Genomic DNA, 25,829 nt, shown 5'->3' with positions numbered 1-25,829 from the left:
CCGAGACCGGGAGCGGCACGCCGCGCATACCCGCGCCGCGGATCTCGGTGGAGGACGGCGGGGGTCCGCTGCCGGAGGGGTGGGGGTCCCCTGGGCGGGACGCGGGGCCGGGGACCGGCGCGGGGGTGCCGGATCCGGGGACTGGCGCGGGGGTGCCGGATCCGGGGCCGGAAGCGGGTTCAGGGCCGGAGACGGCTCCGGGGCCGGAAGCAGGTCCGGAGGCCGAAGCCGAGCCGGATGTGAGGGCTGGAGTTGAGGCTGGCGCGGTGGTGGGTGTGGGGTCGGGAGCGGGGGCGGGGGCCGTGTCGGACGAGGGTGCGGGGATGGGGGCGGGGGACGCCGGTGGGTTCGACCATCACGTGTTGAAGTCGCTGCTCGGGGCCTGGGCGCTCGCCGCCTGCTCCGCCCAGGAGTCGACGGCCGTCGAGGAACACCTGGGCACCTGCGGGCCGTGCGCGGAAGAGGCGCTGCGGCTGCGCGAGGCGGTCGGCCTGCTGCACCCCGAGGAGAGCCTCGACCTCGACCCGGGCCTGCGCACACGCGTCCTGGAGAGCTGCCTCGGGCGGCGCCCACCACGCATCCCGCTGCCCGAGTGGGCCGCTCCGTACGACGCCGAGACGGCACGGCTCGACGCGCTCCTGCAGGACATCGGGGACTCCGAGTGGCACGCGCCGGTGCGGCTGCGGTGGTTCGAGAACGATGGGCCCGTGAGCCGCAAGACGACGGTCGCCGGGGTGATCGCGCATCTCCTCGCCGTCGACGGCCTGGTCGGCACGGCGCTCGGCCTCCCGGATCCGCTCGGCGAGGAGGCCCCGCCGGTACCGGACCCGACCCGGCGCACGGAGGCGTACTGGCGCGCCTCGCACCGCCCGCCCACCCGCGCGGTACGCGGCCCCTGGCGGGACCAGACGCACGAGCTGATCCGGACCGTGTCCTTCGCGGGCGGCGGGTCCGGGCGGCTCGCCGTGGAGTACGGGGTGGCGGGCGACGCGCCCGGCGAGGACGGCACGCGGGTCGAACTGCCCTTGCGGGACTCGATGGTGGAGCGGGCATTCGAGTGCTGGATCCACGCGGAGGACATCGCCGAGGCGGTGGACTACCCCTACGAGCCGCCCTCGCCCCGGATTCTGCACCACATGATCGACCTCGCGGCCCGGATGCTGCCGACCACCCTCGCCGAGCGGCGGCGCTCCGGCCGGGCCGCGCCCTCACGCGAGCTGGTCGCGGCCGGAGCGCCGGGGCGCAGCCTGCGCCTGGAGGTCGAGGGGGTCGGCGGCGGCGAATGGTTCATCCCGCTCGACTCCCCCGGAGCGAGCGGGTCCGCCGAGTCCGAGGTCGCGCACATCGCCCTGGACGGCGTGGAGTTCTGCCGCCTGGCGGCGGGGCACGTGGCGCCCGAGGAGGCGGCGGCAGGTCAGCTCGGGGACCGCGAGGCGATCAGGGACGTGCTGTTCGCGGCGGCGTCCTTGAGCCGCCTGTAGCCCGGCGCGCGCCGCCTCCGGCCGGGGCTACCGGGGGCTAGGGCCTGTCCGGCGGATCTTCGCGGAACAGCCCGCGGCGTCTGGTGCATGCTCTCGGCGTGCGCCCGGATCGCCCTCGTACTGGACGTACTTGGGTGATTCGGGCGTGCGGCGAGAGTGCGTGCCAGGCGTCGCGGGCCCGCGAAGATCCGCCGGACAGGACCTAGGCGAAGACGACGGTGCGGTGGCCGTTCAGGAGGATGCGGTGCTCGGCGTGCCACTTCACGGCCCGCGCCAGCGCCTGGCACTCCACGTCCCGGCCGACGGCCACAAGCTGGTCGGGGGTGACCCCGTGGCCCACCCGCTCGACCTCCTGCTCGATGATCGGGCCCTCGTCGAGATCGGCGGTGACGTAGTGCGCCGTGGCCCCGATCAGCTTCACACCACGGGCGTGCGCCTGGTGATACGGCTTCGCGCCCTTGAAGCTCGGCAGGAACGAGTGGTGGATGTTGATGATCCGCCCGCTGAGCTGCTTGCACAGGTCGTCGGAGAGGACCTGCATGTACCGGGCGAGCACGACCAGCTCGACGCCCTCGTCCCGCACGAGCTGCAGCAGCCGCGCCTCGGCCTCGGCCTTGGTGTCCCGCGTCACCGGAATGTGGTGGAAGGGAACGTCGTACGAGGCGGCGAGCTCGGCGAAGTCGGTGTGGTTGGAGACGACCGCCGCGATCTCGACGGGCAGCGCGCCAATGCGGGAGCGGAAGAGCAGGTCGTTCAGGCAGTGCCCGAACTTCGACACGAGGAGGACGACCCGCATCTTCTGGTCGGCCCGGTGGAGCTGCCAGTCCATCTGGAAGGAGTCGCCGATCGCCGCGAAGCTCGCGCGGAGCTTGTCGAGGGTGACGGGCGGCTCGGCCGAGAAGTGCACCCGCATGAAGAAGAGTCCGGTGTCGTGGTCGCCGAACTGCTGGCTGTCCTCGATGTTGCAGCCGGTCATGAAGAGGTAGCTCGACACGGCGTGCACGATGCCCTGTTTGTCGGGGCAGGAGAGGGTGAGGACGTACTGTTCGGCGCGGTCGGCGCGCTGGTCACTGGCGACGGCGGACTGCTCGTTCATCCGCCCAGGGTCCCATATCCACAGCACCCCACGGACCGCCGCCGACCTCCCCACGGACCATCGCCGCTCCCGCCGCGGCCGCCCCGGCCGCGTACGAGAACCGCTTCACCCCGCCGCGTACGAGAACGCCTCAGCCCGACCGCGTGAGGATCCGCAGGACCTCCAGCGTCCGCGGCGCCCCGTCCGGATCCTCCCCGTCCGCGGCCGCGAGCCGTACATGCGCGTCCCGCGCCGCCCGCACCGCGTCCGGCCAGCCGGGGTGGTCCAGATACACGGACACCGCCGCGTCAGGCCCGACCTCGTGCATGATGCGCAGCACCCGCAGCACGGCGGCGTCGACGAGCGCCGCCTCCTGGGAGTCCCGGAAGATCGTCCCGACGTACTTCTCCGCGGACCAGTTGTCCAGCCACGTGTCCTCGACCAGGCGGTACACGGCGTCGGTCACATCCCCGTACTCCTCGCGCCCGGCGAGCCAGCACTCACGCTGGAAGACCGGGTCGGAGAGCATGTGCAGCGCCGAGCGCACGTTGCTGCGCCAGCGCCACCACGGCATGTCGTTCGTTGGCATGCCGCCTATGGTCGTCGACCGACGGCCGCGACGGGAAGACTTCTCCGTTCCTTGCACGGTCATCGATCGTACGTTCCCACATCCCCCACGCGGCTACGGCCCCACCAGTTCACCCTCTGGTCACCAACCGTTGAATACGCGTCACTCCACGGTTGGCCCGTTACCGGAATCGTGCGTGTCCATGACCGCCTTGCGACGCGTCTTCCCTCCCCGCCCCGTCCAGACCGCGCCCCGAGCGCGAAAAGCGCAGTTCGGCGTGGTGGTCGTGGCGGCGTGTGCGTCCCTGGCCGTCGGCTGCGGGGTCATCCCCGGTACCACGGGGGGTTCCGGGGATGACCCCGTCACGGTCATGACCTGGGCGCCGGAGCACACCCGGGCGACCAACAAGCCCGGCATGCCCGCGATGGCCAAGGCGTACGCGCGCTGGGTCAACGACAACGGCGGGCTCGACGGCCGCAGGCTCGAAGTCGTCACCTGCAACGAACGCAACGACGCGGTCGGCGCGGGCAACTGCGCCCGGCAGGCCGTGAAGGAGAACGTCGCCGCCGTCGTCGGCTCCTACAGCCAGAACGGCCGCGCGTTCATGGGACCGCTGGAGTCGGCCGGCATTCCGTACATCGGTGGCTACGGCCTCACCGACGAGGAGTTCTCCAGCCCGCTGTCGTACCCCGTCAACGGCGGGCAGCCCGCGCTGCTCGCGGGCAACGGGCGGCAGCTCGCCGACGTCTGCGACCGCGTCTCGCTGGTGCGGCCGGACACCATAGCGGGCGACAACCTCTCCAAGCTCCTCGACTCCGGCCTCGCCCAGGGCAACCGCGCGGCGTCCGCCGACATCCGGGCGCCCGAGGACGGCACGGACTACACGGCACAGGCCGAGCAGGCGCTGCACCGCGCGTCGGGCGGCACGGGCTCGGGATCCGGCTCCGGCTCGGGGTCCGCCTCCGGCTCGGACTCCGCCAGGAGCGGCGGCGCCATCGGCACGCGGGACGCCGCCGCGCCCCGCGCCAACGGCAAGGAAGGCTGTGTCGCGGCCGCGCTCGGCGCCCGCACGGACACCTTCTTCGACTCGTTCCGGCGCACCGAGGACGCGTACCCGCCGGTGCGCACCGCCTCCGTGCTCGGCAGTGTCGACCAGTCGCTCGTCGACCGGACCGGCGGCGCGAACAGCCCGTACGAGGGGGCCTACGTCACCGGCTGGTACCCGGCCGCGAGCGACGCGCGCTGGTCGAAGATGCGTGAGGTCATCCGCGAGCACGCCTTCGGCGACAACCGGGTCGACGCGACGGACGCGGGCACCCAGACCACGTGGATCGCGTTCACCGTGCTGCGGCAGGCCGTCGAGTCCCTGAACGGCGACGCGGTCACCGCCCGTTCGCTGCGCCGCACCCTCGACCGGGGCCTGCGCGTGGACACGGGCGGGCTCACGCCGATGCTGCGCTGGCGCTTCGAGGACATGCTGGCGGCGGGCGACTATCCGCGTCTGGTGAACGCGGACGTCACCTTCCAAGTGGTGCGGGACGGCCGTCTGACCCCGACCCGCAAGCAGTTCGTGAACGTGGCGAAGACCCTGGAGTCGGCCCGCTGAGGGCTTCCGCGGAGTCGGTCCGGTAGGGGCTTCCGCCCCACCGCTTCGGGCCGACTCCGTCCCCCGTACCGCGGCCCCTACAGCTGTGTCGGGTTCCGCTTGGTGAGCCCGTGCTGCGTCGCGATGGCGTTCCACAGCGTCGCCGCCTGCTGCTTGGCGCGGGTCGCCTCGCCGCTCGCGCGGTTGCCCGCGGCCGAGTGGTTGGTCTGGCGGGCGTGGCCCTTGCGGCAGCCCTTCTTGCGGGCGACCTGGTCGGCCCACGCGGCGTAGTGGTTGTCGGCGGACGCGGAGGCCTTCCACGCCTTGTTCAGCTCGGTGGTCAGGCGCTGATTCGAGGGCAGCTTGTCGACGGTGAGGCCGGAGAGCCTGCCGACGAGGCCGTTGCGCTGCTTGGCGGCGTCCCGCAGGTCGGTGGCGGCCCGCCCCAGGTTGTCGCACCTGCCGACGTCGCGGACGGCTCCGATCACCGACTCGCGGCTGTTGTTGCTGTCCGCGAGGAGCTTGTCCAGGGCGACGGCCTGCTTCTTGGCGGGGTCGGCGCTCGGTGACGGCTTCTTGGACTCCTCGTCACCGGCCGGGGCGGTCGCGGCGAGCGGCTGGTTGTCGTCCTTCTCCTTGTCGTCGTCGCCCCCGCCGGAGAGCATCGCGCCCGCGCCGACGCCGAGCACGGCGATGGCGACGCCGACGGCCACGAGGACCGTCGTCTTGGAGCCGGTACGGCCCCGGCCCTTGCGCCCGGGCGCGGGCTCCGGCTCGGCCACGGGGCCGGGCGCGGGCGGGCCGGAGTCCGCCTGGATGCGTGGCATCTGCTGGGTGGACGCGGGGCCCTCGGGCTCGGGCTCGCGCCGGAAGAGGCTGTCGAACTCGGCGGGCGGCTGCCGGTCGCCGGGCGTGCCGGGACGCACGCCGTACGCGGCGTTCGCGGCGCCGGGCGGGCCCGCGCCGTCCGTGATCGGCGCGATGAACTGGGTGGGCGCGTTGTCGTCCGGGGCGGGGGCGGCGGGCGCGCCCGGCATGACGTCGGCGGCGCGGCCCAGGAACTGGGTGCCGTCGTCGGCGGGCATCTCGGGCGGCAGCGCGCCCGGGGCGGCGGGGCCGCCGACGGGGGCGATGAACTGGGTGGCCTCGGCGTCGGGCCCGGTGGGCACCGACGCGGACGCCGCGTGCCGTCCGCCCCCGTTCACAGCACCGGGCCCCCCGTAGCCACCGTCGTGCGGTCCGCCGCCGTGTCCTGCCTGTCCTGCCGACGGGAGCGGCATGCCACCCGGCGCGGCGGGCGGGAGGGGGGCGGGGGCGTGCCCGCCGTAGGCCGCGCCGGACAGCTCGTGGCCTTGCCCGGCGGGCGCCTGGCCGGCGAGGGGAAGCGGGTGGCTCTGGTGGCCGCCGTGGCCCGGGAAGTGGGGCTGGCTGTGGCCCGGGAACGGGGTCTGATCCGGAAGTGCGGCCTGCCCGGGGAGGGCGCCTGCCTGCCCCGGGAGCGGAGCCTGACCCTGGAACTGGCCCTGGCCCTGGTCCTGGCCCGGAAGCGGGGCGGCCTGCCCCTGGAGCGGGGCTTGGGCTTGGCCTTGCCCCTGTGCCGGAAGCGGGGCCTGCCCTGGGAGCGGTGCCTGACCCGGGAACTGGGCCTGCGCCTGGCTCTGGTCCGGAAGCGGAGCCGGGGCCTGGTCCTGCCCCGGGAACGGGGGCTGATCCGGAAGTGAGGCCTGGCCGGGGAGTGCGGCTGCCTGACCCTGAAGCGGGCCCTGGCCCGGAAGTGCGGCCTGCCCGGGAAGGGCGCCTGCCTGCCCCGGGAACTGGCTCTGGAACTGGCCCTGGTCCTGGAACTGGCCCTGGCCCGGAAGCGGAGCCTGCCCCTGGACCTGGCCGTACCCCTGCCCTTGGCCCTGGACCTGGCCGTGCCCCTGTCCCGGCCCATGGGCCTGGGGCGGCATGGGGCCGCTCTCGGCGGGTGTCGGGCCCTGGCCCGGTATTCGGCCCGAGTCCTGGCCGGGCATCGGCCCCGGGCCCTGTGCGGGCATCGGCCCCGCTCCCGGCGCGTACCCCTGCCCCGCCCCCTCGGGCGGCAGCGCGGATCCGTACGACCCGCCGTACGCGGCGGGGTCCTGGTACGACGCGGTGTCCGGCGGCCCCGCGGGCGGCAGCGGCGTGCCCTCCGGAGGCAGCGGCATCCCGGATCCGGGCGGCGGCGGTGCGGCGGGCTCCTGGTAGGGCGCGGCCTGGGGTGCGCCCCAGGCCTGGCCCGCGCCCGGTGCGGGGGCCGCGGTGTCGGGGCCCCAGGGGTCGCCCCAGGGGCTGCCGACGGGTGGGGCGGCGTGGTCGCCGGTGGTGCCCGGCATCAGCGGCTCGCTGCCGTCCGCGGGCAGCACGATGCCCTCGTGCGCGTGCCGCGCCGCGGGTTGCTGCGGTTCGGAGGAAGCAGCGCCTTGCCCGCTCTGCTGCGTCACCGGGACTCCTACGAATGGGGGACCTTCGGAACGTCGGCTCACGCTACCGGGTCCCCGTGGCGCTCGGCCACGCAGCTCAGAGCACGCCGGACGCCTCCCCTGACGCGGATGTCACACGAGTAACAGAAGTCGTACGGCAGACGCTGTTGAAGGGGGCGTGCGTCCCGGCGCAGGGCACCCTGCGCCCCTTTCTCGCCACACGCCCCCCAACAGGCCATCAGCGGCCGTGCTCGCCGTGGCGGCCGTCACGCCGCCTGGAGGTCGAGCCGCGCCCCGAACTCGCGTACCACCGGCTCCTCCCGGAACGGTTCGAGCCGCTGCTGGAAGTCGTCCAGGTACTCCGCGCCGCGGTTGGACCGCAGGGTGCCGAGGAGTTCGACCGCCTTCAGACCGGTGTGGCAGGCCTGTTCGACCTCGCGGCGCTGCACCTGGGCCGTGGCGAGCAGCACCAGACCGATGGCGCGGCGGCGCGCCCGGGTCGGCGGATGCCCGGCCAGGGACTCCTCCGCGCACCGGGCGGCGGCGTCGGCCTGACCCAAGTCGCGGTGGCAGTGCGCGAGTTCGTCGGCGAGATACGCCTGGTCGAAGTGGCGGATCCACACCGGGTCGTCGCCCGAGTCCTCCTCACCCACGGCCCGTTCCATCGCCTCGACGGCGCGCCCCGCCACGATCTGCGTGGACCGGGCGTCACCGAGCAGGGCGTGGCCCCGCGCCTCCGCGGCGTAGAACATGGACTCCGCGCGCGGCGAGACCCGCCCGCGCGCCCCTTCCTGCGCCGCCCGCGCCAACTGCGCGATCTCGCGCGGGTTGCCGAGCTGCGCGGCGAGGTGACTCATCGACGCCGCGAGTACGTACCCTCCGTACCCCCGGTCCCCCGCCGCCTGGGCCAGACGCAGGGCCTGGATGTAGTAGCGCTGGGCGAGGCCGGGCTGGCCCGTGTCGACGGCCATGTATCCGGCCAGTTCCGTCAACCGCGCGACCGCGGCGAACAGTTCGCGGCCCACGGCCTCGCGGTAGGAGCCCGCGAGCAGCCCGGAGACGACGGAGTTGAGGTAGTGCACGACGACCGGGCGCACGTGCCCGCTGCCGTACTGGTGGTCGAGTTGCGTCAGGGCCTCCGTCATCGCCTTCACGGCGGCCACGTCCGAGAGCCCGACGCGCGGCCCCGCGGTCCGGCCGACCTGCGCGTCCGGCGAGGAGATCAGCCAGTCCCTGCTCGGCTCCACGAGCGCGGACGCGGCGACGGACGAGCCGGACAGGAAGTCCCGCCTGCCCACGTCGCTGCGCCACAGCTCGCAGACCTGCTCGATCGCGCCGAGCACGGTGGGCGAGAACTGCAGGCCCACGCCGGAGGCGAGGTTCTTGCCGTTCGCCATGCCGATCTCGTCGATCGTGACCGTGCGCCCCAGCTTGCGGCCGAGCGCCTCGGCGATGATGCCCGGCGCGCGCCCGCGCGGCTGCTGGCCGCGCAGCCAGCGAGCCACCGACGTCTTGTCGTATCGAAGGTCGAGACCGTGCTCCGCGCCGCACATGTTCACGCGACGGGCCAGGCCGGCGTTGGAACAGCCGGCTTCCTGAATGAGCGCCTGCAGCCGTTCGTTCGGCTGCCGTGCGACGAGAGGCCTGGCGGCCATGGCGTACCCCCTGTGTGCACCGTGGACCATCTGGAACTTCGGATGTGGATGTCGAATGAGGAACGGTCCGGGCCGGTTTGCCCGCATCGCCCAGATGATCAATGCCCTGGGAACAACCGGAAGATGCACCACATACACCACAGATGCACAGCAACCTGTCGATATTTGATGTTTCGCACCTCAACACGGCAGAGTGCGGCACACGTCAGCGAGCCGGGTGAACGTGGCTGCCCGATGAACAAGGATGAACTCGGTCGAACTCCGACTGCCCCAGACCTGGCTACCCGCACCCGGCCCCGCTTGCCCGTGCGCGCCCCCACTCGTGCACCCATGCGCCCCGCAGCAGGACCGATGCTCCTCCCCCGCGCACGTGACACCCCGTAACCCGACATGGCGCGCGCAGTTGAGAGGTTCGTGGAAGAGACCATCGGAGTCACGTCAGCCGCGCAGATCCCGAAGCAGCGCGGAGAGGCCCTGCAGGACACGGCCGTTCGGTACGCGGAGGAACGCCACTGGGATGTCTTCCCCGGCGCCTGGCTCGACTCCGTCGAGGGCACCTGGCGCTGCTCGTGCGGCGAGGTCGCCTGCCCCGCGCCCGGCGCCCACCCCGTGCGCGACGACTGGCCCACGCAGGCCACGGGCAGTGCGACGGTCGCCCGGCGGATGTGGGCCAAGCAACCGAACGCCTCGATCCTGCTGCCCACGGGCCGCACATTCGACGCGATCGACGTGCCCGAGACGGCCGGTTTCCTCGCCCTCGCCCGCATGGAGCGGATGGAGCTGACGCTCGGCCCGGTGACCTGCACGCCCGACCGGCGCATGCAGTTCCTCGTCCTGCCCGGCGCCGCGGCGAAGGTCCCGGACCTGGTCCGCAAGCTCGGCTGGCCGCCCGCCGCCCTCGACCTCGTCACCCTCGGTGAAGGCGGCTACGTGGCCGCGCCCCCCACCCGCTTCGGCGCCTCCGGCGCCGTCCAGTGGGCCAACCGCCCCACCCCCGCCAACCGCTGGCTCCCCGACGCCGAAGAAGTCATCTCCCCCTTGTCCTACGCCTGCGGCAGGGAGGCCCGCAGGAAGTAACGGCCTGCGGCCGCTCCGTCAGCCCTGCGGCCGCTCTGCTCTGCCCTGCGGGCGACTGGGCCGCCAGGGGCGGCACGGGCGGGCGCAGCCCGGCCGACGGCCACCATCAGTCCAAGCTCCGCCAAGCCGACGTATCGTGCGCACAGGACGACGGCAAGGACAAAGGGGCAACGGTGGCCGACCCGACGGAAACCCCCGCGGCAGCGGTGCGCGTGCACAACCTGTGGAAGGCCTTCGGCCAACAACTCGCCGTGGCCGGCATCGACCTCACCCTCCCCGCGGGAAAGTTCATCGGCCTCGTCGGCCCGAACGGCGCGGGCAAGACCACCACCCTCTCCATGGTCACCGGCCTCCTCCGCCCCGACCAGGGCACGGTCGAGGTCGTCGGCCACGACGTCTGGCGGGACCCCGCCGAGGTCAAGGCCCGCATCGGCGTGCTCCCCGAGGGCCTGCGCCTGTTCGAGCGCCTGTCCGGCCGCGAACTCCTCGCGTACACGGGAAGGCTGCGGGGCCTGCCCGGCGAGGAGGTCGACAAGCGGGCCACCCAGCTCCTGGACGTACTGGACCTCGCGGGCGCCCAGCACAAATTGGTCGTCGACTACTCCACCGGCATGCGCAAGAAGATCGGCCTGGCGGCGGCGCTGCTCCACAATCCCGAAGTGCTGTTCCTCGACGAGCCGTTCGAGGGCGTCGACCCGGTCTCCGCGCAGACCATCCGCGGCGTCCTTGAGCGCTACACCGCCTCCGGGGCGACGGTGGTCTTCTCCAGCCACGTGATGGAGCTGGTGGAGTCCCTGTGCGACTGGGTCGCCGTCATCGCGGCGGGCCGCATCCGCGCCCAGGGGCCCCTCGCCGAGGTCCGGGGCGAGGCGGCGACGCTCCAGGAGGCGTTCCTCGAACTCGTCGGCGCGAACGGCCGCGACGCGGGCTCGGACCTCGACTGGCTGGGCGGCGGCGCCCGATGACGGCCCCGGCACCCGCCCCGGCCGCCGCCGCGGCCCCGAGCACCGGCCTGACCCCCGTCTTCGTACGCCTGAAGCTGTCCCTCCTGCGCAACGGCCTGCGCCAGTCATCCGGCCGCCGCGCCGCGTACGTGGCGTCCGCCGTCGTCGCGCTCCTGTTCGCCGCGCTCCAGCTCCTCGGCCTGATCCTGCTGCGCGGCAACGAGCACGCCGCCACCGTGTCGATCATCCTCGTCGCGGTCCTCGCGCTCGGCTGGGCCGTGATGCCGCTGTTCTTCCCCAGCGGCGACGAGACCCTGGACCCCACCCGCCTGGTGATGCTGCCGCTGCGCCCGCGGCCCCTCGTCCGCGCCCTGCTCGTCGCCTCGCTCGTCGGCATCGGGCCGCTGTTCACGCTCTGTCTGGCGCTCGGCACGGTCATCGCGGTGGCCGACGGCGGGGCGGCCCTCGCCGTGGGCGTCGTCGCCGTACCGCTGACACTGCTCGTCTGCGTGGCGCTCGCGCGGGCCGTCGCCGCCGCCAACATCCGCCTGCTGACCAGCCGCAGGGGCCGCGACCTCGCCGTCCTCAGCGGGCTCGTGATCGCCGTCGGCGCGCAGCTCGTCAACTTCGGCGCGCAGCGGCTCGGTTCGTCGGAGTCGGGCCTCGGCGAGCTGGATCCGGCGGCGGACGTGCTCGGCTGGATCCCCCCGTCGTCGGCGCTCTCCGCGGTGCACGCGGCCGGCGAGGCGCGGTACGCCACGGCGGCCGCCCAACTCACCCTGTCCTGCGCCGCCCTCGCCCTGCTCCTGCACCTCTGGCAGCGCAGCCTCACCCGCCTCATGACCGCGCCCGACGGCTCCACGCTCGCCGCGGCCGAGCCGTCCCGCAAGGGCCGCGGCACCACCGGCGGCCTCTTCGCCCGGCTCCCCGCGGGCCGCACCGGCCCCGTCATGGAGCGCACCCTGCGCTATGTCTGGCGCGACCCCAAGACCAAGGCGGCCTGGGTGACGTCCCTGGCCATCGGCCTGATCGTGCCCCTCTTCAACGCCCTCCAGGGCACCGGCTCCGTCTACATCGCGTGCTTCGCCGCGGGGATGCTCGGCATCCAGATGTACAACCAGTTCGGGCAGGACACGTCCGCGTTCTGGATGGTCGCGATGACGATCTCCTCAGCCCGGGACGCGTACGAGGAACTGCGGGCCCGCGCGCTCGCCCTGCTGGTGATCACACTGCCGTACGCGGCCCTCGTCACCGTCCTGACGGCGGCGCTCCTCGGCGAGTGGCAGGCCCTGCCGGAGGCGCTCGGCCTGTCCTTCGCGCTCCTCGGCGCCATGCTGACCACCGGCGCCTGGTCGTCGGCCCGCTTCCCCTACTCCATCCCGCAGCAGGGCTACAAGAACGTCGCCCCCGGCCAGGCCGGCCTCGCCTGGATCTCCATCCTCGGCGGGATGATCGCCGCCGCCTTGCTCTGCACGCCCGTCCTGGCCTTCACCATCTGGCTGCACGTCGCGGACCACGGGTCCTGGAGCTGGATCCTGCTGCCTCTCGGGACGCTCTACGGAGCCGCCGTCACGGCGGCGGGCCTGCGCCTCGCGGCGCCGCGGGTGGCGCGGCGGCTGCCGGAGATCCTGGCGGCGGTGAGCAAGGGGTGAGGTGAGTCCCGGGGAGTGGTGGGCCCCGGGGAGGGAATGGTGGATCCCGAGGGCGCGGGTCCCGGTCCCGGCCCGGACACGGAGCGACCCGCGAGCCGTGGTTCCCCTGCCGTGAGGCCGGGGAAGCCGGCCGGACGTACCGGCGGCTCGCGGGTCGGGTGACTGCTTGGAATTTCGGCCGGCCGCGTGCCTGTATCGCACGCTGGTCCGGCACCGCACTGAGTGTGGTGGCGGGCCGCTAGCCCGCAGTCACCTCTTCCGTCCGGTATTCATACATCTGCCGAACCACCTCCTCTCCGAAGTGACACTCACCCTAGGAACCCCGCCCGAGCCGTTCAACTGTTTTTCTGAGAGCTTGGTCCGACAACGATTTGCCTCAACTTCCGGGAACTTACTGTGGGCTGTGTCACGTTCAAGTTGAATGATCTGGCGACGAGGACGATGAGGACACAGCCTGCAGGGGGGTCCGGGTGAGTGCTTCCCGACAGAGCGGAACCACCGACGAACTTGGCCCCGAGGAGCCCGAGCCCGGCGGGGCCGAGCTGCTCGCGGCGCTGCTCGACGGAATGGACGCCGCGTTGTGCGCGTTCGACGCCGACGGGGTCGTGACGCACTGGAACCGCGAGGCGGAGCGGATCCTCGGCTGGTCGGCCGCCGAGGCGGTCGGACGGCGCGGGTTCGCGGGCTGGGCGGTGCGCAGCGCCGACGCCGAGGACGTCGAAGGGCGGCTCCTTTCCGCCATGCACGCGCCGGGGCGGCAGGTCGACGAGTTCGCGCTGCTCACCAAGGACGGCGGGCGGGTGCTCGTGCGGACCCAGACCTCGGCCGTGCGCGGCGGCGACGGCAAGCCCAGCGGGGTGTACTGCGCCTTCAGCGAGGTGCACACCCAGATCGACCTGGAGCGGTCCATCGCCCTGAGCGAGGCGCTGTTCGAGAACGCCTCGTGGGGCGTGGTGCTCGTCGACGCCGACCTGCGGCCCGCCGTCGTGAACGCCCACGCCGCGCGGGCCCTCGGCATGGGGCGCACGGCGCTCCTCGGGCGGCCGCTCGGCGAGGTCCTCTCCCAGGGCGTCGAGGAGCTGGAGAGCGCCCTCACCCACGTGCTCGCCGAGGGCGCGCCGCCCGCCCCGGCGGAGATGTGGCTGGCCGTCCGCGGGGACGGCGGCGGCGAGCCCGAGCGGCGCTGCTGGCGCAGCGGGTTCCTGCGCCTCGGCTCACCCCTCGCCGAGGAGCCCGTGCCGCTCGGCGTCGGCTGGCTGTTCCTGGACGTCACCGAGGCCAAGCAGACCGAGCAGGAGGCGTCCCAGCTGCGCTTCCGGTCGCAGCAGCTGCATCGGGCCGCGCGGGCCGCCGCCGAGTGCGAGGACCCCATGGAGGCGGCCACCGTCCAGCTCGACTTCGCCCTCGCCGGATTCGCCGACCACGCCCTCATCGACGTCCTCGACAGCGAGGAGCCCCAGCTCCGGCTCGTCCGCGCCGCCGTCACCCCTGCCGGGGCGCCCGGGCCCTGCCAGCCCTCGGGCAAGGCGCGGTTGCCTCTGCGGTACACCGAGGGGCATCCGGCGCCGCAGTGCGTCGAGCGTGTCGGGTCGGTGCGGGCCACCGCGGGCACCGATGATCCCGCGCGGGCCCGGGAGTGGGCCCTTGCCCGGCAGTGGCCCGAGTCGTCCGTCCACGCGCTGTGCGCCGTGCTCCGGAGCCGGGGGCGCACCCTTGGGGTGATCACTTTTCTGCGGGGGGCGGCGCGGGCCCAGTTCGAGCGGGGGGACGCGTCGTACGCGGAGAGTGTGGCCGCGCGGGTTGCGGCTGCGCTGGATCTGGCGGGGGTGGGGGGGTAGGGCCTCGCGGGTGCGCCCCAGTCCCGCCCCTTCCCGAAACCGGGGCTCCGCCCCTGGACCCCGGGGCTGGGGGTCCCGGGTGGGTGGGACAGCCCCCGCCGAATCGCCGCTTCGCGGCTCGTCCTCAAACGCCGGACGGGCTGAGACGTTGCCGGGGCGGGCTGGGAATGTGCGGGTGAATCCCAGCCCTTGGTGTGCCGGTGAATTTCAGCCCGTCCGGCGTTTGAGGACGAGGCGCGGAGCGCCGATAGCGGGGGTCCGGGGGCGGCAGCCCCTGGGTTCGGGAAGGGGCGGGGTTGGGGAGCTCCCAGCCAGGCCCCCTACGCCGCGTGCAACGCCAACGTCGGCGACAGGCGCGCCGCCCGCACCGCGGGGTACAGCCCCGCCACCGTCCCGATCGCCAGGGTCGCGCCGAAGCCCGCGGTGACGGACCACAGGGGAACCACCCACGGCAGCCCCCCGGACGCGGCGTACGCGGCCGTCGCCGCCGAGCCGAGCGCGACACCCGCGAGACCGCCGAGGCCGGACAGCATGAGGGACTCGGTGACGAACTGGACGCGGATCTGGCCGCGGGTGGCGCCCAGGGAGCGGCGCAGGCCGATCTCGTAGCGGCGCTCCAGGACCGAGATGATCATGGTGTTGGCGACGCCCACGCCGCCCACGAGGAGGGCGATGCCACCGAGGCCGAGGAGCAGCGTGGAGAACGCGCCCTCCGTGTCGGCCTTCGCCTGGAGTGCGGCCGACGGGTCGGTGACCTTGACGTCGCGGGGGCTCTCGGGCGAGATCGAGGCGGCGAGCAGCGCGCGCACGTCGTGCACGGAGTCGTCGGCCGAGCGCTCGTACAGGGAGGTCGGGTGCCCGTCGAAGCCGAGCAGCGACTTCGCCGCGGCCCAGCCGGTGAGTGCGGAGCGTTCGACGTCGGGTGCGAGGGGCAGCGGCGCGAGGATGCCGATGACCGTGAAGTACCGGTCGTCCACCCACACCTGCTGTCCCGGCGAGGTGATGCCGAGGCGCCGGGCGGCGACGTGGCCGAGGACGATCGAGGGGTAGCGGGAGTTGGCCGCGTTCAGCCAGGTGCCGCTCGCCGTCCGGCCGCGCAGGACCTTCAGGAGGTCCTCCGTGGCCGCCTTGACGGCGATGCCGCCCGTCTCGCCCTCGGGGATCTTCTCGCTGCGCCGCACGGTGCGTTCGAGGTCGCCGGTGGCTCCGACGTCCTCGACGCCCTCGATCCGGGACACCCGCCCCACCGCGTCCTTCGGCAGCTTCGGGTCCTCACCGGAGAACAGCGGGTCGCCGGGCGCGGCGACCAGCATGTTCGTACCCAACTTGTCGAGTTTTTCGAGGAGTTGGGCCTTGCTGGAGGCCGAGACGCCCACCACGGCGACCATCGTGGCGATGCCGATGGCGATGCCGAGCGCGGACAGGACCACGCGCATCGGGCGGCTGCGCAGGCCGGACGCGCCGACGTGGGCGATGTCGCGCGGGCTCAGCCGGGCGGCGCGCAGCCGCTTCGGCTGCGTACGGTCAGCGGTCATCGCGCCACGGCTCCCTGTGCTCGTACGTCGTGGACCGCGCGGGCGCCGTCGTGCACCACCCGGCCGTCGCGGATCCGCACCTGCCGGGGCAGCCGGTCCGCGATCTGCCCGTCGTGCGTGATGACGGCGATGGTCGCGCCCTCGGAGTTGAGGCCGTGGAGGAGTTCGATGACCGCCTCGCCGGAGGCGGAGTCGAGTGCTCCGGTGGGTTCGTCGGCGAGCAGCAGGTCCGGTTCGCCGACGACCGCGCGGGCGATGGCGACGCGCTGCTTCTGGCCGCCGGACAGCTCGTGCGGCCGGTGCCGCATCCGGTCGGCGAGGCCGACGCGGTCCAGGGCCTCGGCGGCGCGGGCCCGGCGCACGGCGCGCGGCAGGCCGGAGTAGAGCAGGCCCTCGGCCACGTTGTCGCGGGCGCTGACGCCGGGGACGAGGTGGAAGGCCTGGAACACGAAGCCGATGCGGGAGGCGCGGAGTGCGGACAGGCTGCGGTCCGAGAGGGACGCCACGTCGTGTCCGGCGATCTCGACCGTCCCGGCCGTGGGCCGGTCCAGCGTGCCGACGATGTGCAGCAGCGTCGACTTGCCCGAGCCCGACGGGCCGACGATGGCGAGGAGTTCGCCCTCCTCGACGTCGAGGTCGACACCGCGCAGGGCGGCGACACCGCCGGGGTACTCCTTGGTGACCCCGGTGAGGCGGACGACCGGCCGGGGACCGGGGCGGCCGCCCCCGGGCGCCCCCTCCTCGTGCGTGTGCTCCAGATGCCGCGCGCTCATATCTTCGGCACCCCGACCTTCATGCCCGCCCGCAGCCCCCCGCCGCTGACCTCGACCCGTCCCGAGCCGAACATGCCGAGCTTCACGCGCACTTGGCGGGCCTTCCCGTCGGCGACGACCTGGACGCCGTAGCCGCCGCCGGGCAGCGCGAGGAGGGCGTTGACGGGGACGGAGAGGACGCCCTCGCGGGTCTCGCCGGTGAGGTTCACGGTGACCGGGGACTGGTCGAAGCCGCTGACGTCGGAGGGGTCGTTGAAGGACACCGTCACCGGGATCTTCGGGGTCTTGTCGGCCGGGTCGTCGCCGGGCTTCGCGGTCCTGCCGACCGCGGCGACCCTGCCGGACGCCGTCGAGCCGTCCGGGAGCGACACCTCGACCTTGGTGCCGACCTTCGCCAGCTTCCCGTCGGACACCTCCAGCTGGAACCGCACGACGCGCTCGGACGCGGTCGTCGTGAGCACCGGCCGGCCGGGCGACACCTGGTCGCCGACCGCCGCGGCCACGGACTTCACGCGCACCGCGGCCGGCGAGAAGGCGATGTCGCCGGGCTCGACCCGCCCCGTCTGCCGCCGCTCGTGCGCCTTCTGCCAGCGCTTCACGGCGTCCGCGGTGCCCGTCGTGTACTCGTCGTCGACGGCGAGCCCGGCCGCGTACCCGAGCGCCTGGAGGTTCAGCTCCAGCTGCCGTACGTCCTCGCCCTCGGAGCCCGGCTTCAGGGTGCGGTACATGGGCACGGTGCCGTACATGAGGCGGACGGGCACGCCGTTGACCTCGTACAGGCGTCCGTCGCGCCGGATGGTGTCGCCCGTGCCCGGGGTGCGGGTGAGGATGCCCGCGCCGCCCGCGTTGACCTTGCGTTCCTTGGCGTAGCCGAGGGTGCCGTCGACCTGGGTGCCGCTGCTGAGGTCGCCCCGCTCGACGGCCGCGGTGGCGGGCGGCAGGTCCGCGCTCCGCGTCGACCCGCCGCCGTCGCCGCCGGATCCGCCGATCCCGGTGACGGCGAAACCGGCGCCGGTGACCGCGAGCAGCGCGACGACCGTCGAGACGACTGCCGTGCGCCGCCTCATCCGACGATGCCCTTGCACGCCTTGGCGGCCTTCTCCATCTTCTTCATCTCGGCGCCCTTCGGGGCGGGCATCGCGCGCGCCATCCCGTCCTTGAACTCCGGGTCCGGCATGTTGAAGCCGTTCTTGCGCATGCACTGCGCGTACTTGACCATCTTGTCCTTGTCGGCCTGCGAGATGCCGCCGCCGCCCGCCCCGGGGCCTTTGCCGGTGCACTCCTTGAGGGCCTTCTGCATCTTCTCCTTGCTGAGGTCCCCGCCGATCGTGATGCCGTTGCCGTCCTGGCCCGACTTCGGCTCGGGGACCTTGAGGCCGTGCTTGCGCAGGCACTCGCGCTCCTTGAAGGCCTTGTCGGCGGCGTTCTCCTTGCCGCCGCTGTCCTTCTTGCCGCCGTCGCCGTCGTCGCCGCCGGAGCAGGCGGTCGCGAAGAGCGCGAGGGCGGCGGCCGCGGCGGCCAGCAAGGCTGAGCGCGGGTGCGGACGCGTACGTGTCGTGGTGCGCGTGCGTATGGTCATGGCTTCCCCTGGTTCCGTCGCCGGTCCTGACGCGGCCCAGACTCACGGGAAGCGGGGTTTCGTCTCTCTCACGGCAAACCTTTACACCGGCGAAAGGTGGCCCTCGGGTACACAGGGCGGCATGCGCGTACTGCTGGTGGAGGACGAGGAATTCCTGGCCGAGATGATCGCCGTCGGGCTGCGCCGCGACGCGCTCGCGGTCGACGTGGCCGCGGACGGCCTGACCGCGCTGCGCAAGCTCCAGCTCGGCGAGTACGACGTCCTCGTCCTCGACCGGGACCTGCCCGGCGTGCACGGCGACGAGGTGTGCCGCCGGGTCGTACGGCAGCGGCTGCTCACCCGGGTCCTGATGCTCACGGCGGCGGGCACGGTGCGCGACCGGGTCGCGGGCCTCGGGCTCGGCGCCGACGACTACCTGACCAAGCCGTTCGCGTACGACGAGCTGCTCGCCCGGGTCCTCGCCCTCGGGCGGCGCGCCCGGCCCGCGCTGCCGCCGGTCATCGAGCGCGCGGGCGTCGTCCTGGACACCGCACGCCGCCAGGCGAGCCGGGACGGCCGCCACCTGTCGCTGTCCCGGAAGGAATTCGCCGTCCTGGAGGCGCTGCTCCGCGCGGACGGCGCGGTCGTCAGCGGCGAGGACCTGATCGAGCAGGTCTGGGAGGAGGACACCAGCTACCGCACCAACGCCGTCCGCGTCACCCTCTCCAAGCTCCGCGCGAAGCTCGGGGAGCCGGGAGTGGTGGAGACGGTGCCGGGGGCCGGGTACCGGATATCGGGGGTGTCGCCGTGAGGCGGGCGACCGGCCTGTGCGCCTGCGCGGCCCCCACGTACGCCGCTCGCGCGGTCCGGGTGCCCCGGGCCCGGAGGGCGCCGTGGTTCCGGCGGCTGCGGGACGCCCTGCGCGCCCACGACGAGCGCGCCCGCCTGACCGCGCTGTACGGCGTCCTCCTGGTCCTCGCGGGCGCGCTGCTCACCGGCGTGGTCTACGTCCTCGTACGGCAGGGCCTGTACTCGTCGATCAGCACGGCCGTCACCACGGCCGTGCCCGGGACCCGGATGGACAGCGACTCCTTCGGCCCGCCGTGGGCCATGCCGACGCAAGGGGTGACGGCCGCTCCCGCGCGGCCCGTGAAGCTCTCCGACACCGTGCCCGCACAGGCGGTGACCCGGGTCAGCGACGCCGCCGGGGAGGCCGCGCTCGGCCGGCTGCTCTCGGTGTCCGTGATCGTCCTCGCCGTGTACGTCGTGCTGTCCGTCGCCCTCGCCTGGTGGATGGCGGGGCGGGTGCTGCGCCCTGTCGCCGTGATCACCGAGAGCGCCCGCCGTCTCTCCGGCTCCAACCTGCACGAACGCATCGCCCTCGACGCGCCGCCGGGCGAGCTGAAGCAGCTCGCCGACACCTTCGACGCGATGCTCGACCGGATCGAGCGGCTGGTCGGCGCGCAGCAGCGGTTCGCGGCGAATGCGGCGCACGAGCTGCGTACGCCCCTGGCCGTGCAGCGGGCCGCCGCCGAGATCGGGCTCGCCGGGGAACCGCCGCCCCAGGACGTCGCCCGCATCCGTACGAAGCTGATCTCCGTCGCCGACGACAGCGAACGCCTCATCGAGGGGCTGCTGCTGCTCGCCACCGCCGACGCGCCGAGCGGCCCCGAAGGCCCCGGCCGGGCCCTGGAGCGGCACGAACCCGTCGCCCTGGACGTCACCGCCCACGAGGTGGCCGACGCGCTGGCCGACGAGGCCGCCCGGCGTGACGTCACGGTCGCCGTACGGACCGCCCCGCTCACCGTCCACGGCGACGGCGTGCTCCTGGAGCGCCTGGTGCACAACCTGGTCGCGAACGCCGTGCGCCACAACGTCCCCACCGGCGGCCGCGTCGAGGTGACCACGACGTCCGACGGCGTCACCGTCACCAACACCGGCCCCGACATCCCGCCCGCCACCGTCACCCACCTCTTCGAGCCGTTCCACCGCCTGCGCCCCCGCACCCACGCACACGGCGAGGGCGCGGGCCTCGGCCTGTCGATCGTGACGGCGATAGCGAGGGCACACGGGGGGACGACGGAGGCGGAGGCGAACGGGACGGGTGGCGGCCTACGGGTCCGGGTGCGATTCCCCCAGAGCGCCGACGCAGGCGTGCCCCGTAGGGGCGCGGGGAACTGCGCGACAAGCCCCCACCGCCCCGCAGACGAAAATCTGCCCACCGAGCGGAGCCCTCAGTGCCGGTAAAAAATCCGATCCCCGTACTCGGAGAAGACCCGCCCGTTCCAGTCATGACCGCCGTCGACGTTCGCCGAGCGCAGCAGCGGCGGCTGGATCCCCCGCGCGGCCAGAGCGGCCGCGGCCGAGGCCATCATGGCCTGCATCAGCGCGCTCGCGACCATCGTGGAGGCGGGCCCGAACGGCGCGTCCACGGAGTCGAGGGCCAGCTCCGCGTCCCCCACGGCGATCTTGGAATCGAGGACGAGGTCGCAGTGGTCCTTCAGGAAGGTGCCCGTGACGTGCCGCGACTTCGTCTCCGTGGCGTACGCCACCGAGGTCACGCCGATGACCTTGAGGCCGAGGGCACGGGCGTTGACGGCCATCTCCACGGGCAGCGAGTTCCGCCCGGACAGGGAGATGATCACCAGCACGTCGCCGGGCCGGACCGGGCTGGAGTCCAGGACGGCGCCCGCGAGGCCGTTGACCCGCTCCAGGGCCGAGCCGAGCGTCGCGGGCATCACGTCGACGCCGACGACGCCGGGGACGGAGAGCAGGTTCATCAGGGCGAGGCCGCCCGCGCGGTAGACGACGTCCTGGGCGGCGAGGGAGGAGTGGCCCGCGCCGAAGGCGAAGAGGCGGCCTTCCGCGGCGACGGCGTCGGCGATCAGCTCGCCCGCGGCCGTGATGTCTTCGGACTCCTCGTCCCGGACCCGGCGCAGCAGGTCGATGGCGGCGTCGAGGTAGCGCGCGGCGAGCAGGTCACCGCTGCCGCCGTCCGATGCCTGGCCGCCCTGGGGGCCCTTGCCCATCCGCGAACCTCCTTCGTCCGGTCGTGTCGCGGATCACGGTGCGGTCTGGACCAGCGCCCTGTCAATACGGCCTTGGGCCGCCTCTTTTCCCGGCGCAACCCGGTTGTCAGTGGTATGCGTCAGAATTGAGGGCAGGGCCAGCGCACGAGCGAAATCTGAGGGGCACCCATGTCGGGGCTTATTGACACCACTGAGATGTATTTGCGCACCATCCTCGAGCTGGAGGAGGAGGGTGTCGTCCCCATGCGCGCCAGGATCGCCGAGCGGCTCGACCAGAGCGGTCCGACGGTGAGCCAGACGGTGGCACGCATGGAGCGCGACGGCCTGGTGGCCGTCGCCAGCGACCGGCACCTGGAGCTGACCGAGGAGGGCCGCCGTCTCGCCACGCGCGTGATGCGCAAGCACCGCCTCGCCGAATGCCTCCTGGTCGATGTGATCGGCCTGGAGTGGGAGCAGGTGCACGCCGAGGCCTGCCGCTGGGAGCACGTGATGAGCGAGGCGGTGGAGCGCCGCGTCCTGGAGCTCCTGCGCCACCCCACCGAGTCGCCGTACGGCAACCCCATCCCGGGCCTGGAGGAGCTGGGCGAGAAGGACGGCGCCGACCCGTTCCTGGACGAGGGCATGGTCTCCCTGATCGACCTCGACCCGGGCACGGACGGCAAGACGGTCGTGGTGCGCCGGATCGGCGAGCCGATCCAGACGGACGCCCAGCTGATGTACACGCTCCGGCGCGCGGGCGTGCAGCCCGGCTCCGTCGTGAGCGTGACGGAGTCCGCCGGGGGCGTGCTCGTCGGCAGCAGCGGCGAGGCCGCCGAGCTGGCGGCCGACGTCGCGTCGCACGTGTTCGTCGCCAAGCGCTGACCGCGCCCGGCTCCGGATCCCGGCGGGTCTCGTCACTGGCATCAACTCCCGTTACCACAGGGGCAGTTGAGGCGAGTCCGAGACCCGCCGGAGTCCAAGATTCAGTGTGCCGAATCGCAGCGGCCGGACGATTTGCGTGCGAGGCTGTCGCGTGAGGCATATGACCTGAGGGCTCTTGACCGTGTCGGCACCGGGGCGGCGCCGGAGAGGGGACAGAGGATGTGCCCGGCAGGTGGACCGGAGCGCGCGAGGCGCGGTGCGTCGCGCCCCGCGCACGCAGAGGGCCCCGGCGCCCTTGGGCGCCGGGGCCTGTCCTCCCCTGTGCTGACCCGGAGCCCCGAGCTCCCAGGGTCATCCCCCTCGGACCGGCTTCCCCGAGCGGCCCGCCCCCCGTTGAAGATCTCCCCTCGGCGGCGGCGGTCAATCCTTGAGCATGGTCACCCGAACGAGGGGTGTTGGCGGCAAGACGGCCGCTACCGAATGAGAGTTCGATAGCGTGCCGGGACGCGTGAGTGAACGACCCGAGCGGAGTCAAGGGGGGTGCCTGAGACGATGGTGCGGCGCATCGACGTGACCGGCGCGGGCGGCGTGAGCCTCGCCGCCTGGGAGTACGCGGACCCTCCCAAATCCAGGGAGGCCGACTCGCCCCCGGGCGGAGTGCTGTTACTGCACGGCCTGATGGGCCGCGCCTCGCACTGGGCGGGCACGGCACGCTGGCTCTCCGAGCGCCACCGCGCGGTCGCACTCGACCAGCGGGGGCACGGCCAGAGCGACAAGCCGGCCGACGGACCGTACGACCGCGAGGCGTACGTGGACGACGCCGAGGCCGCCCTGGAGCAGCTCGGCCTCGCGCCCGCCGTGCTCATCGGGCACTCCATGGGCGCGCTCACCGCCTGGCAGCTCGCCGCGCGCCGCCCGGACCTGGTCCGGGGCCTGATCATCTGCGACATGCGCGCTTCGGCCCTCGGCGCCGCCTCCCAGCGGGAGTGGGAGGACTGGTTCAAGTCGTGGCCGGTGCCGTTCGCGACGCTCGCGGACGTGCGCAAGTGGTTCGGCGAGGACGATCCCTGGGTGGAGCGGCCGAACCCCTCGCGCGGGGCGTTCTTCTCCGAGGTCATGACCGAGGGCGAGGACGGCTGGCGGCCCGTCTTCGACCCCGCGCAGATGCTGAAGTCCCGGGAGACCTGGGTGTACGACGCGCACTGGGAGGAGCTGGTGCAGGTCCAGTGCCCCGCGCTCGTCGTGCGCGGGCTCGACGGCGAGCTGGGCCGGGCCGAGTCCCAGGAGATGGTCCGCGTCCTGCCCCGCGGGGCGTACGCGGAAGTGCCGGACGCCGGCCACCTCGTCCATTACGACCAGCCGGAAGGCTGGCGGCAGGCCATCGAGCCGTTCCTGGACGGCGTCCTGGCGGGCTCCTAGCACCGGCCCGCCACCACCGCCCGGACCCGCCCGCCCCGCGAGGCCGCCGCCCCGGTCAGGGGCTGAGGCGCTGGAGGGCCCAGGGGGCGTCCGGGGTGTCCCGGCTGTAGACGAGGCGGTCGTGCAGCCGGTTCGTGCGGCCCTGCCAGAACTCGACGGTCAGCGGGGTGACCCGGTAGCCGCCCCAGTTGGGCGGGGCCGGGACCTGCTCGCCCTCCGGATAGCGCGCCGCCAACTCCGCGTACGCGGCATCCAGTTCGTCCCGGGAGGCGATCACCGACGACTGGGCGCTGGCCCAGGCACCGAGCTGCGACCCGTGCGGCCGCCCCCGGAAGTAGCGCACGGTCTCGTCCCGCCCGATCCGCTCCGCCGTACCGGCGACGATCACCTGCCGCGCCATCGGATGCCAGGGGAAGAGCAGCGAGACGTGCGGGTTGGCGTCGATGTCCCGGGCCTTGCGGGACTCGTAATTGGTGTAGAAGACGAAGCCCCGCGCGTCGTAGCCCTTCAGGAGCACCGTGCGGGAGCCGGGCCGTCCCTGCGCGTCGGCGGTCGACACGACCATGGCGTTCGGCTCCCGGATCACCCCCTCCTCGGCCGCGGCCTCGGCGGCCGCCGCCGCGAACCAGTGCCCGAACTGTTCGACGGGATCGGCGGGGAAGTCGGCCTCGGCGATGCCCTCGGCGCGGTACTGCGCCCGCATGGCGGCGACGTCGGAAAGGGCACCGCCGAGGCCGGAAGCAGCAGGCCCGGGCGCGTCGGGGGCGGTGGCACGGAAGTCGGTCACGCGGTCATCTTGCCGTATACGAACACCTCGCCCCACAGCGGCAGTCGGCGGGCGCGCGGACCCACCTGAAGGTGATGTGTGGCACTGGGTGCCGCAGTCCATCGCCAAGGGTGGCACCAAGGGTTATCGTTCCGAAGCCGTGTCGGTTGGGTGACCTCCGGCCGCGCGGGGCATCACCGGGTTACCCCGACCCCAGAGCCCAGGCCTCGGGTCGCACACATGCCAGTCGTACACACACCGCCGTACACACCGTGTCGCCCACATCATGAGGAGCCGCCTGATGTCCGACTTCGTACCCGGACTTGAAGGAGTCGTCGCGTTCGAGACGGAGATCGCCGAACCCGACAAGGAAGGCGGCGCCCTGCGCTATCGGGGCGTCGACATCGAGGACCTGGTCGGCGACGTCTCCTTCGGCAACGTGTGGGGCCTGCTCGTCGACGGCGCCTTCGACCCCGGACTGCCCCCGGCCGAGCCCTTCCCGATCCCCGTGCACTCCGGTGACATCCGCGTCGACGTCCAGTCCGCGCTCGCCATGCTCGCCCCCGTCTGGGGCCTGCGCCCGCTCCTCGACATCGACGAGGCCCAGGCCCGCGACGACCTCGCCCGCGCCGCCGTCATGGCCCTCTCCTACGTCGCCCAGTCCGCGCGCGGCCAGGGCCTGCCCATGGTCCCGCAGCGCGAGATCGACAAGGCCGAGACCGTCGTCGAGCGCTTCATGCGGCGTTGGCGCGGTGAGCCCGACCCCCGCCACGTCCAGGCCGTCGACGCCTACTGGACGTCCGCCGCCGAGCACGGCATGAACGCCTCCACCTTCACCGCCCGCGTCATCGCCTCCACCGGCGCCGACGTGGCCGCCGCCCTGTCCGGCGCCGTCGGCGCCATGTCCGGGCCGCTGCACGGCGGTGCGCCCTCCCGCGTCCTCGGCATGATCGAGGAGATCGAGCGCACCGGCGACGCCGTCGCCTACGTCAAGCACGCCCTGGACAAGGGCGAGCGTCTGATGGGCTTCGGCCACCGCGTCTACCGTGCCGAGGACCCGCGTGCCCGCGTCCTGCGCCGGACCGCCCGCGATCTCGGTGCGCCCCGCTTCGAAGTCGCCGAGGCGCTGGAGAAGGCCGCCCTCGACGAGCTGCACGCCCGTCGTCCGGACCGGGTGCTCGCCACCAACGTGGAGTTCTGGGCAGCCATCGTGCTCGACTTCGCCGAGGTCCCCGCGCACATGTTCACCTCGATGTTCACCTGCGCCCGCACCGCCGGGTGGTCGGCCCACATCCTGGAACAGAAGCGCACCGGCCGCCTGGTGCGACCGTCCGCCCGCTACGTCGGCCCGGCCGCGCGTGGGCCGCAGGAGATCGGCGGGTACGGGGATCTCAAGGGCTGAGGGGTGGGGGCCCTGCCGGGGGCTCCCCAACCCCGCCCCTTCCCGATCCTGGGGCTCCGCCCCAGACCCCGCTCCTCAAACGCCGGAGGGGCTGTAACTTACCGGCACATTTTCCAGCCCGTCCGGCGTTTGAGGACGAGCCGCGGAGCGCCGATAGCGGGGGTCCG

Annotated in this window: 21 protein-coding genes; 11 read left to right on the top strand and 10 right to left on the bottom strand. The window is 73.5% G+C overall.

The genetic code is table 11. The features are described from left to right. Positions 1–26 precede the first annotated feature (26 nt). On the top strand, positions 27–1,481 hold the full coding sequence (locus tag ACFVHO_RS29925; protein ID WP_385721417.1) for an MDMPI N domain containing protein: 1,455 nt from the start codon (positions 27–29) through the stop codon (positions 1,479–1,481). 202 nt (positions 1,482–1,683) lie between these two features. Here the strand turns inward: ACFVHO_RS29925 and purU are convergent, their stop codons facing one another. Then, positions 1,684–2,577 (bottom strand): formyltetrahydrofolate deformylase, encoded by an 894-nt coding sequence (gene purU / locus ACFVHO_RS29920; RefSeq protein WP_385721237.1) that lies wholly within the window; start codon positions 2,575–2,577, stop codon positions 1,684–1,686. 130 nt (positions 2,578–2,707) lie between these two features. Next, entirely contained in the window at positions 2,708–3,208 is a 501-nt protein-coding gene (locus ACFVHO_RS29915) for a hypothetical protein (RefSeq protein WP_385721234.1), read from the bottom strand. A 118-nt stretch (positions 3,209–3,326) separates the two neighbouring features. On the opposite strand from ACFVHO_RS29915, the gene ACFVHO_RS29910 reads away from it, so the two are divergent. Then, the gene (locus ACFVHO_RS29910) at positions 3,327–4,730 is read left to right on the top strand and encodes an ABC transporter substrate-binding protein (RefSeq protein ID WP_385721232.1); all 1,404 of its coding nucleotides are present in this window, start codon (positions 3,327–3,329) and stop codon (positions 4,728–4,730) included. Positions 4,731–4,807: 77 nt separating this feature from the next. Here ACFVHO_RS29910 and ACFVHO_RS29905 read toward each other — a convergent pair whose 3' ends face one another. Continuing rightward, on the bottom strand, positions 4,808–7,174 hold the full coding sequence (locus ACFVHO_RS29905) for a hypothetical protein (protein WP_385721229.1): 2,367 nt from the start codon (positions 7,172–7,174) through the stop codon (positions 4,808–4,810). 245 nt (positions 7,175–7,419) lie between these two features. Further along, entirely contained in the window at positions 7,420–8,808 is a 1,389-nt protein-coding gene (locus ACFVHO_RS29900; protein WP_385721228.1) for a transcriptional regulator, read from the bottom strand. A gap of 390 nt (positions 8,809–9,198) precedes the next feature. Here ACFVHO_RS29900 and ACFVHO_RS29895 point away from each other — a divergent pair, with 390 nt between their 5' ends. The 4 genes from ACFVHO_RS29895 (at position 9,199) to ACFVHO_RS29880 (ending at position 14,319) form a co-directional block, all read left to right on the top strand. Next, positions 9,199–9,885, top strand: a complete 687-nt coding sequence (locus ACFVHO_RS29895; RefSeq protein ID WP_385721225.1) for a bifunctional DNA primase/polymerase — start codon at positions 9,199–9,201, stop codon at positions 9,883–9,885. 173 nt (positions 9,886–10,058) lie between these two features. Next, entirely contained in the window at positions 10,059–10,850 is a 792-nt protein-coding gene (locus ACFVHO_RS29890) for an ABC transporter ATP-binding protein (RefSeq protein ID WP_385721224.1), read from the top strand. Then, the gene (locus tag ACFVHO_RS29885) at positions 10,847–12,481 is read left to right on the top strand and encodes a transporter (RefSeq protein WP_385721221.1); all 1,635 of its coding nucleotides are present in this window, start codon (positions 10,847–10,849) and stop codon (positions 12,479–12,481) included. Before ACFVHO_RS29890 ends, ACFVHO_RS29885 begins: the two co-directional genes overlap by 4 nt. A gap of 470 nt (positions 12,482–12,951) precedes the next feature. After that, a complete protein-coding gene (locus tag ACFVHO_RS29880; RefSeq protein ID WP_385721218.1) occupies positions 12,952–14,319 on the top strand; it encodes a PAS domain-containing protein in 1,368 nt (455 codons plus the stop codon). A 320-nt stretch (positions 14,320–14,639) separates the two neighbouring features. Here the strand turns inward: ACFVHO_RS29880 and ACFVHO_RS29875 are convergent, their stop codons facing one another. The 4 genes from ACFVHO_RS29875 to ACFVHO_RS29860 are packed head-to-tail and all read right to left on the bottom strand — an operon-like array spanning position 14,640 to position 18,206. Then, complete coding sequence (locus tag ACFVHO_RS29875; protein ID WP_385721215.1) at positions 14,640–15,854, bottom strand: ABC transporter permease; 1,215 nt, start codon at positions 15,852–15,854, stop codon at positions 14,640–14,642. Continuing rightward, positions 15,851–16,627, bottom strand: a complete 777-nt coding sequence (locus ACFVHO_RS29870) for an ABC transporter ATP-binding protein (protein WP_385721212.1) — start codon at positions 16,625–16,627, stop codon at positions 15,851–15,853. The genes ACFVHO_RS29875 and ACFVHO_RS29870 overlap by 4 nt, the downstream gene beginning before the upstream one ends. Continuing rightward, complete coding sequence (locus ACFVHO_RS29865; protein ID WP_385721209.1) at positions 16,624–17,694, bottom strand: peptidoglycan-binding protein; 1,071 nt, start codon at positions 17,692–17,694, stop codon at positions 16,624–16,626. Before ACFVHO_RS29865 ends, ACFVHO_RS29870 begins: the two co-directional genes overlap by 4 nt. Next, positions 17,691–18,206, bottom strand: a complete 516-nt coding sequence (locus ACFVHO_RS29860) for a hypothetical protein (RefSeq protein WP_385721206.1) — start codon at positions 18,204–18,206, stop codon at positions 17,691–17,693. The genes ACFVHO_RS29865 and ACFVHO_RS29860 overlap by 4 nt, the downstream gene beginning before the upstream one ends. Positions 18,207–18,327: 121 nt before the next feature. Here ACFVHO_RS29860 and ACFVHO_RS29855 point away from each other — a divergent pair, with 121 nt between their 5' ends. Together ACFVHO_RS29855 and ACFVHO_RS29850 are read left to right on the top strand one after the other, a co-directional pair. Beyond that, a complete protein-coding gene (locus tag ACFVHO_RS29855; RefSeq protein ID WP_385721203.1) occupies positions 18,328–18,996 on the top strand; it encodes a response regulator transcription factor in 669 nt (222 codons plus the stop codon). 107 nt (positions 18,997–19,103) lie between these two features. Continuing rightward, positions 19,104–20,432, top strand: coding sequence for an ATP-binding protein (locus ACFVHO_RS29850; RefSeq protein WP_385721415.1), 1,329 nt, complete (start codon positions 19,104–19,106; stop codon positions 20,430–20,432). On the opposite strand, the gene ACFVHO_RS29845 is transcribed toward ACFVHO_RS29850, so the two are convergent. Further along, positions 20,420–21,214, bottom strand: a complete 795-nt coding sequence (locus tag ACFVHO_RS29845) for an SIS domain-containing protein (protein ID WP_385721201.1) — start codon at positions 21,212–21,214, stop codon at positions 20,420–20,422. The genes ACFVHO_RS29850 and ACFVHO_RS29845 overlap by 13 nt on opposite strands. A 168-nt stretch (positions 21,215–21,382) precedes the next feature. On the opposite strand from ACFVHO_RS29845, the gene ACFVHO_RS29840 reads away from it, so the two are divergent. Next, positions 21,383–22,075 carry a metal-dependent transcriptional regulator gene (locus tag ACFVHO_RS29840; RefSeq protein ID WP_030361523.1) on the top strand — a complete coding sequence of 231 codons (693 nt, stop codon included), beginning with the start codon at positions 21,383–21,385 and terminating at the stop codon, positions 22,073–22,075. A 552-nt stretch (positions 22,076–22,627) separates the two neighbouring features. Further along, the gene (locus ACFVHO_RS29835) at positions 22,628–23,494 is read left to right on the top strand and encodes an alpha/beta fold hydrolase (protein ID WP_385721412.1); all 867 of its coding nucleotides are present in this window, start codon (positions 22,628–22,630) and stop codon (positions 23,492–23,494) included. A 55-nt stretch (positions 23,495–23,549) separates the two neighbouring features. On the opposite strand, the gene pdxH is transcribed toward ACFVHO_RS29835, so the two are convergent. Beyond that, positions 23,550–24,299 (bottom strand): pyridoxamine 5'-phosphate oxidase, encoded by a 750-nt coding sequence (gene pdxH, locus ACFVHO_RS29830; RefSeq protein ID WP_385721409.1) that lies wholly within the window; start codon positions 24,297–24,299, stop codon positions 23,550–23,552. Between the two features lie 262 nt (positions 24,300–24,561). Here pdxH and ACFVHO_RS29825 point away from each other — a divergent pair, with 262 nt between their 5' ends. Next, complete coding sequence (locus tag ACFVHO_RS29825) at positions 24,562–25,662, top strand: citrate synthase 2 (protein WP_385721197.1); 1,101 nt, start codon at positions 24,562–24,564, stop codon at positions 25,660–25,662. Positions 25,663–25,829 lie beyond the last annotated feature (167 nt).

It is taken from the genome of Streptomyces sp. NPDC127108 (genome assembly GCF_042677545.1).
Taxonomy (GTDB): Bacteria; Actinomycetota; Actinomycetes; order Streptomycetales; family Streptomycetaceae; genus Streptomyces.
Note: the sequence above shows the minus strand (reverse complement) of the source record. Positions and strands in the feature narration are given on the sequence as shown.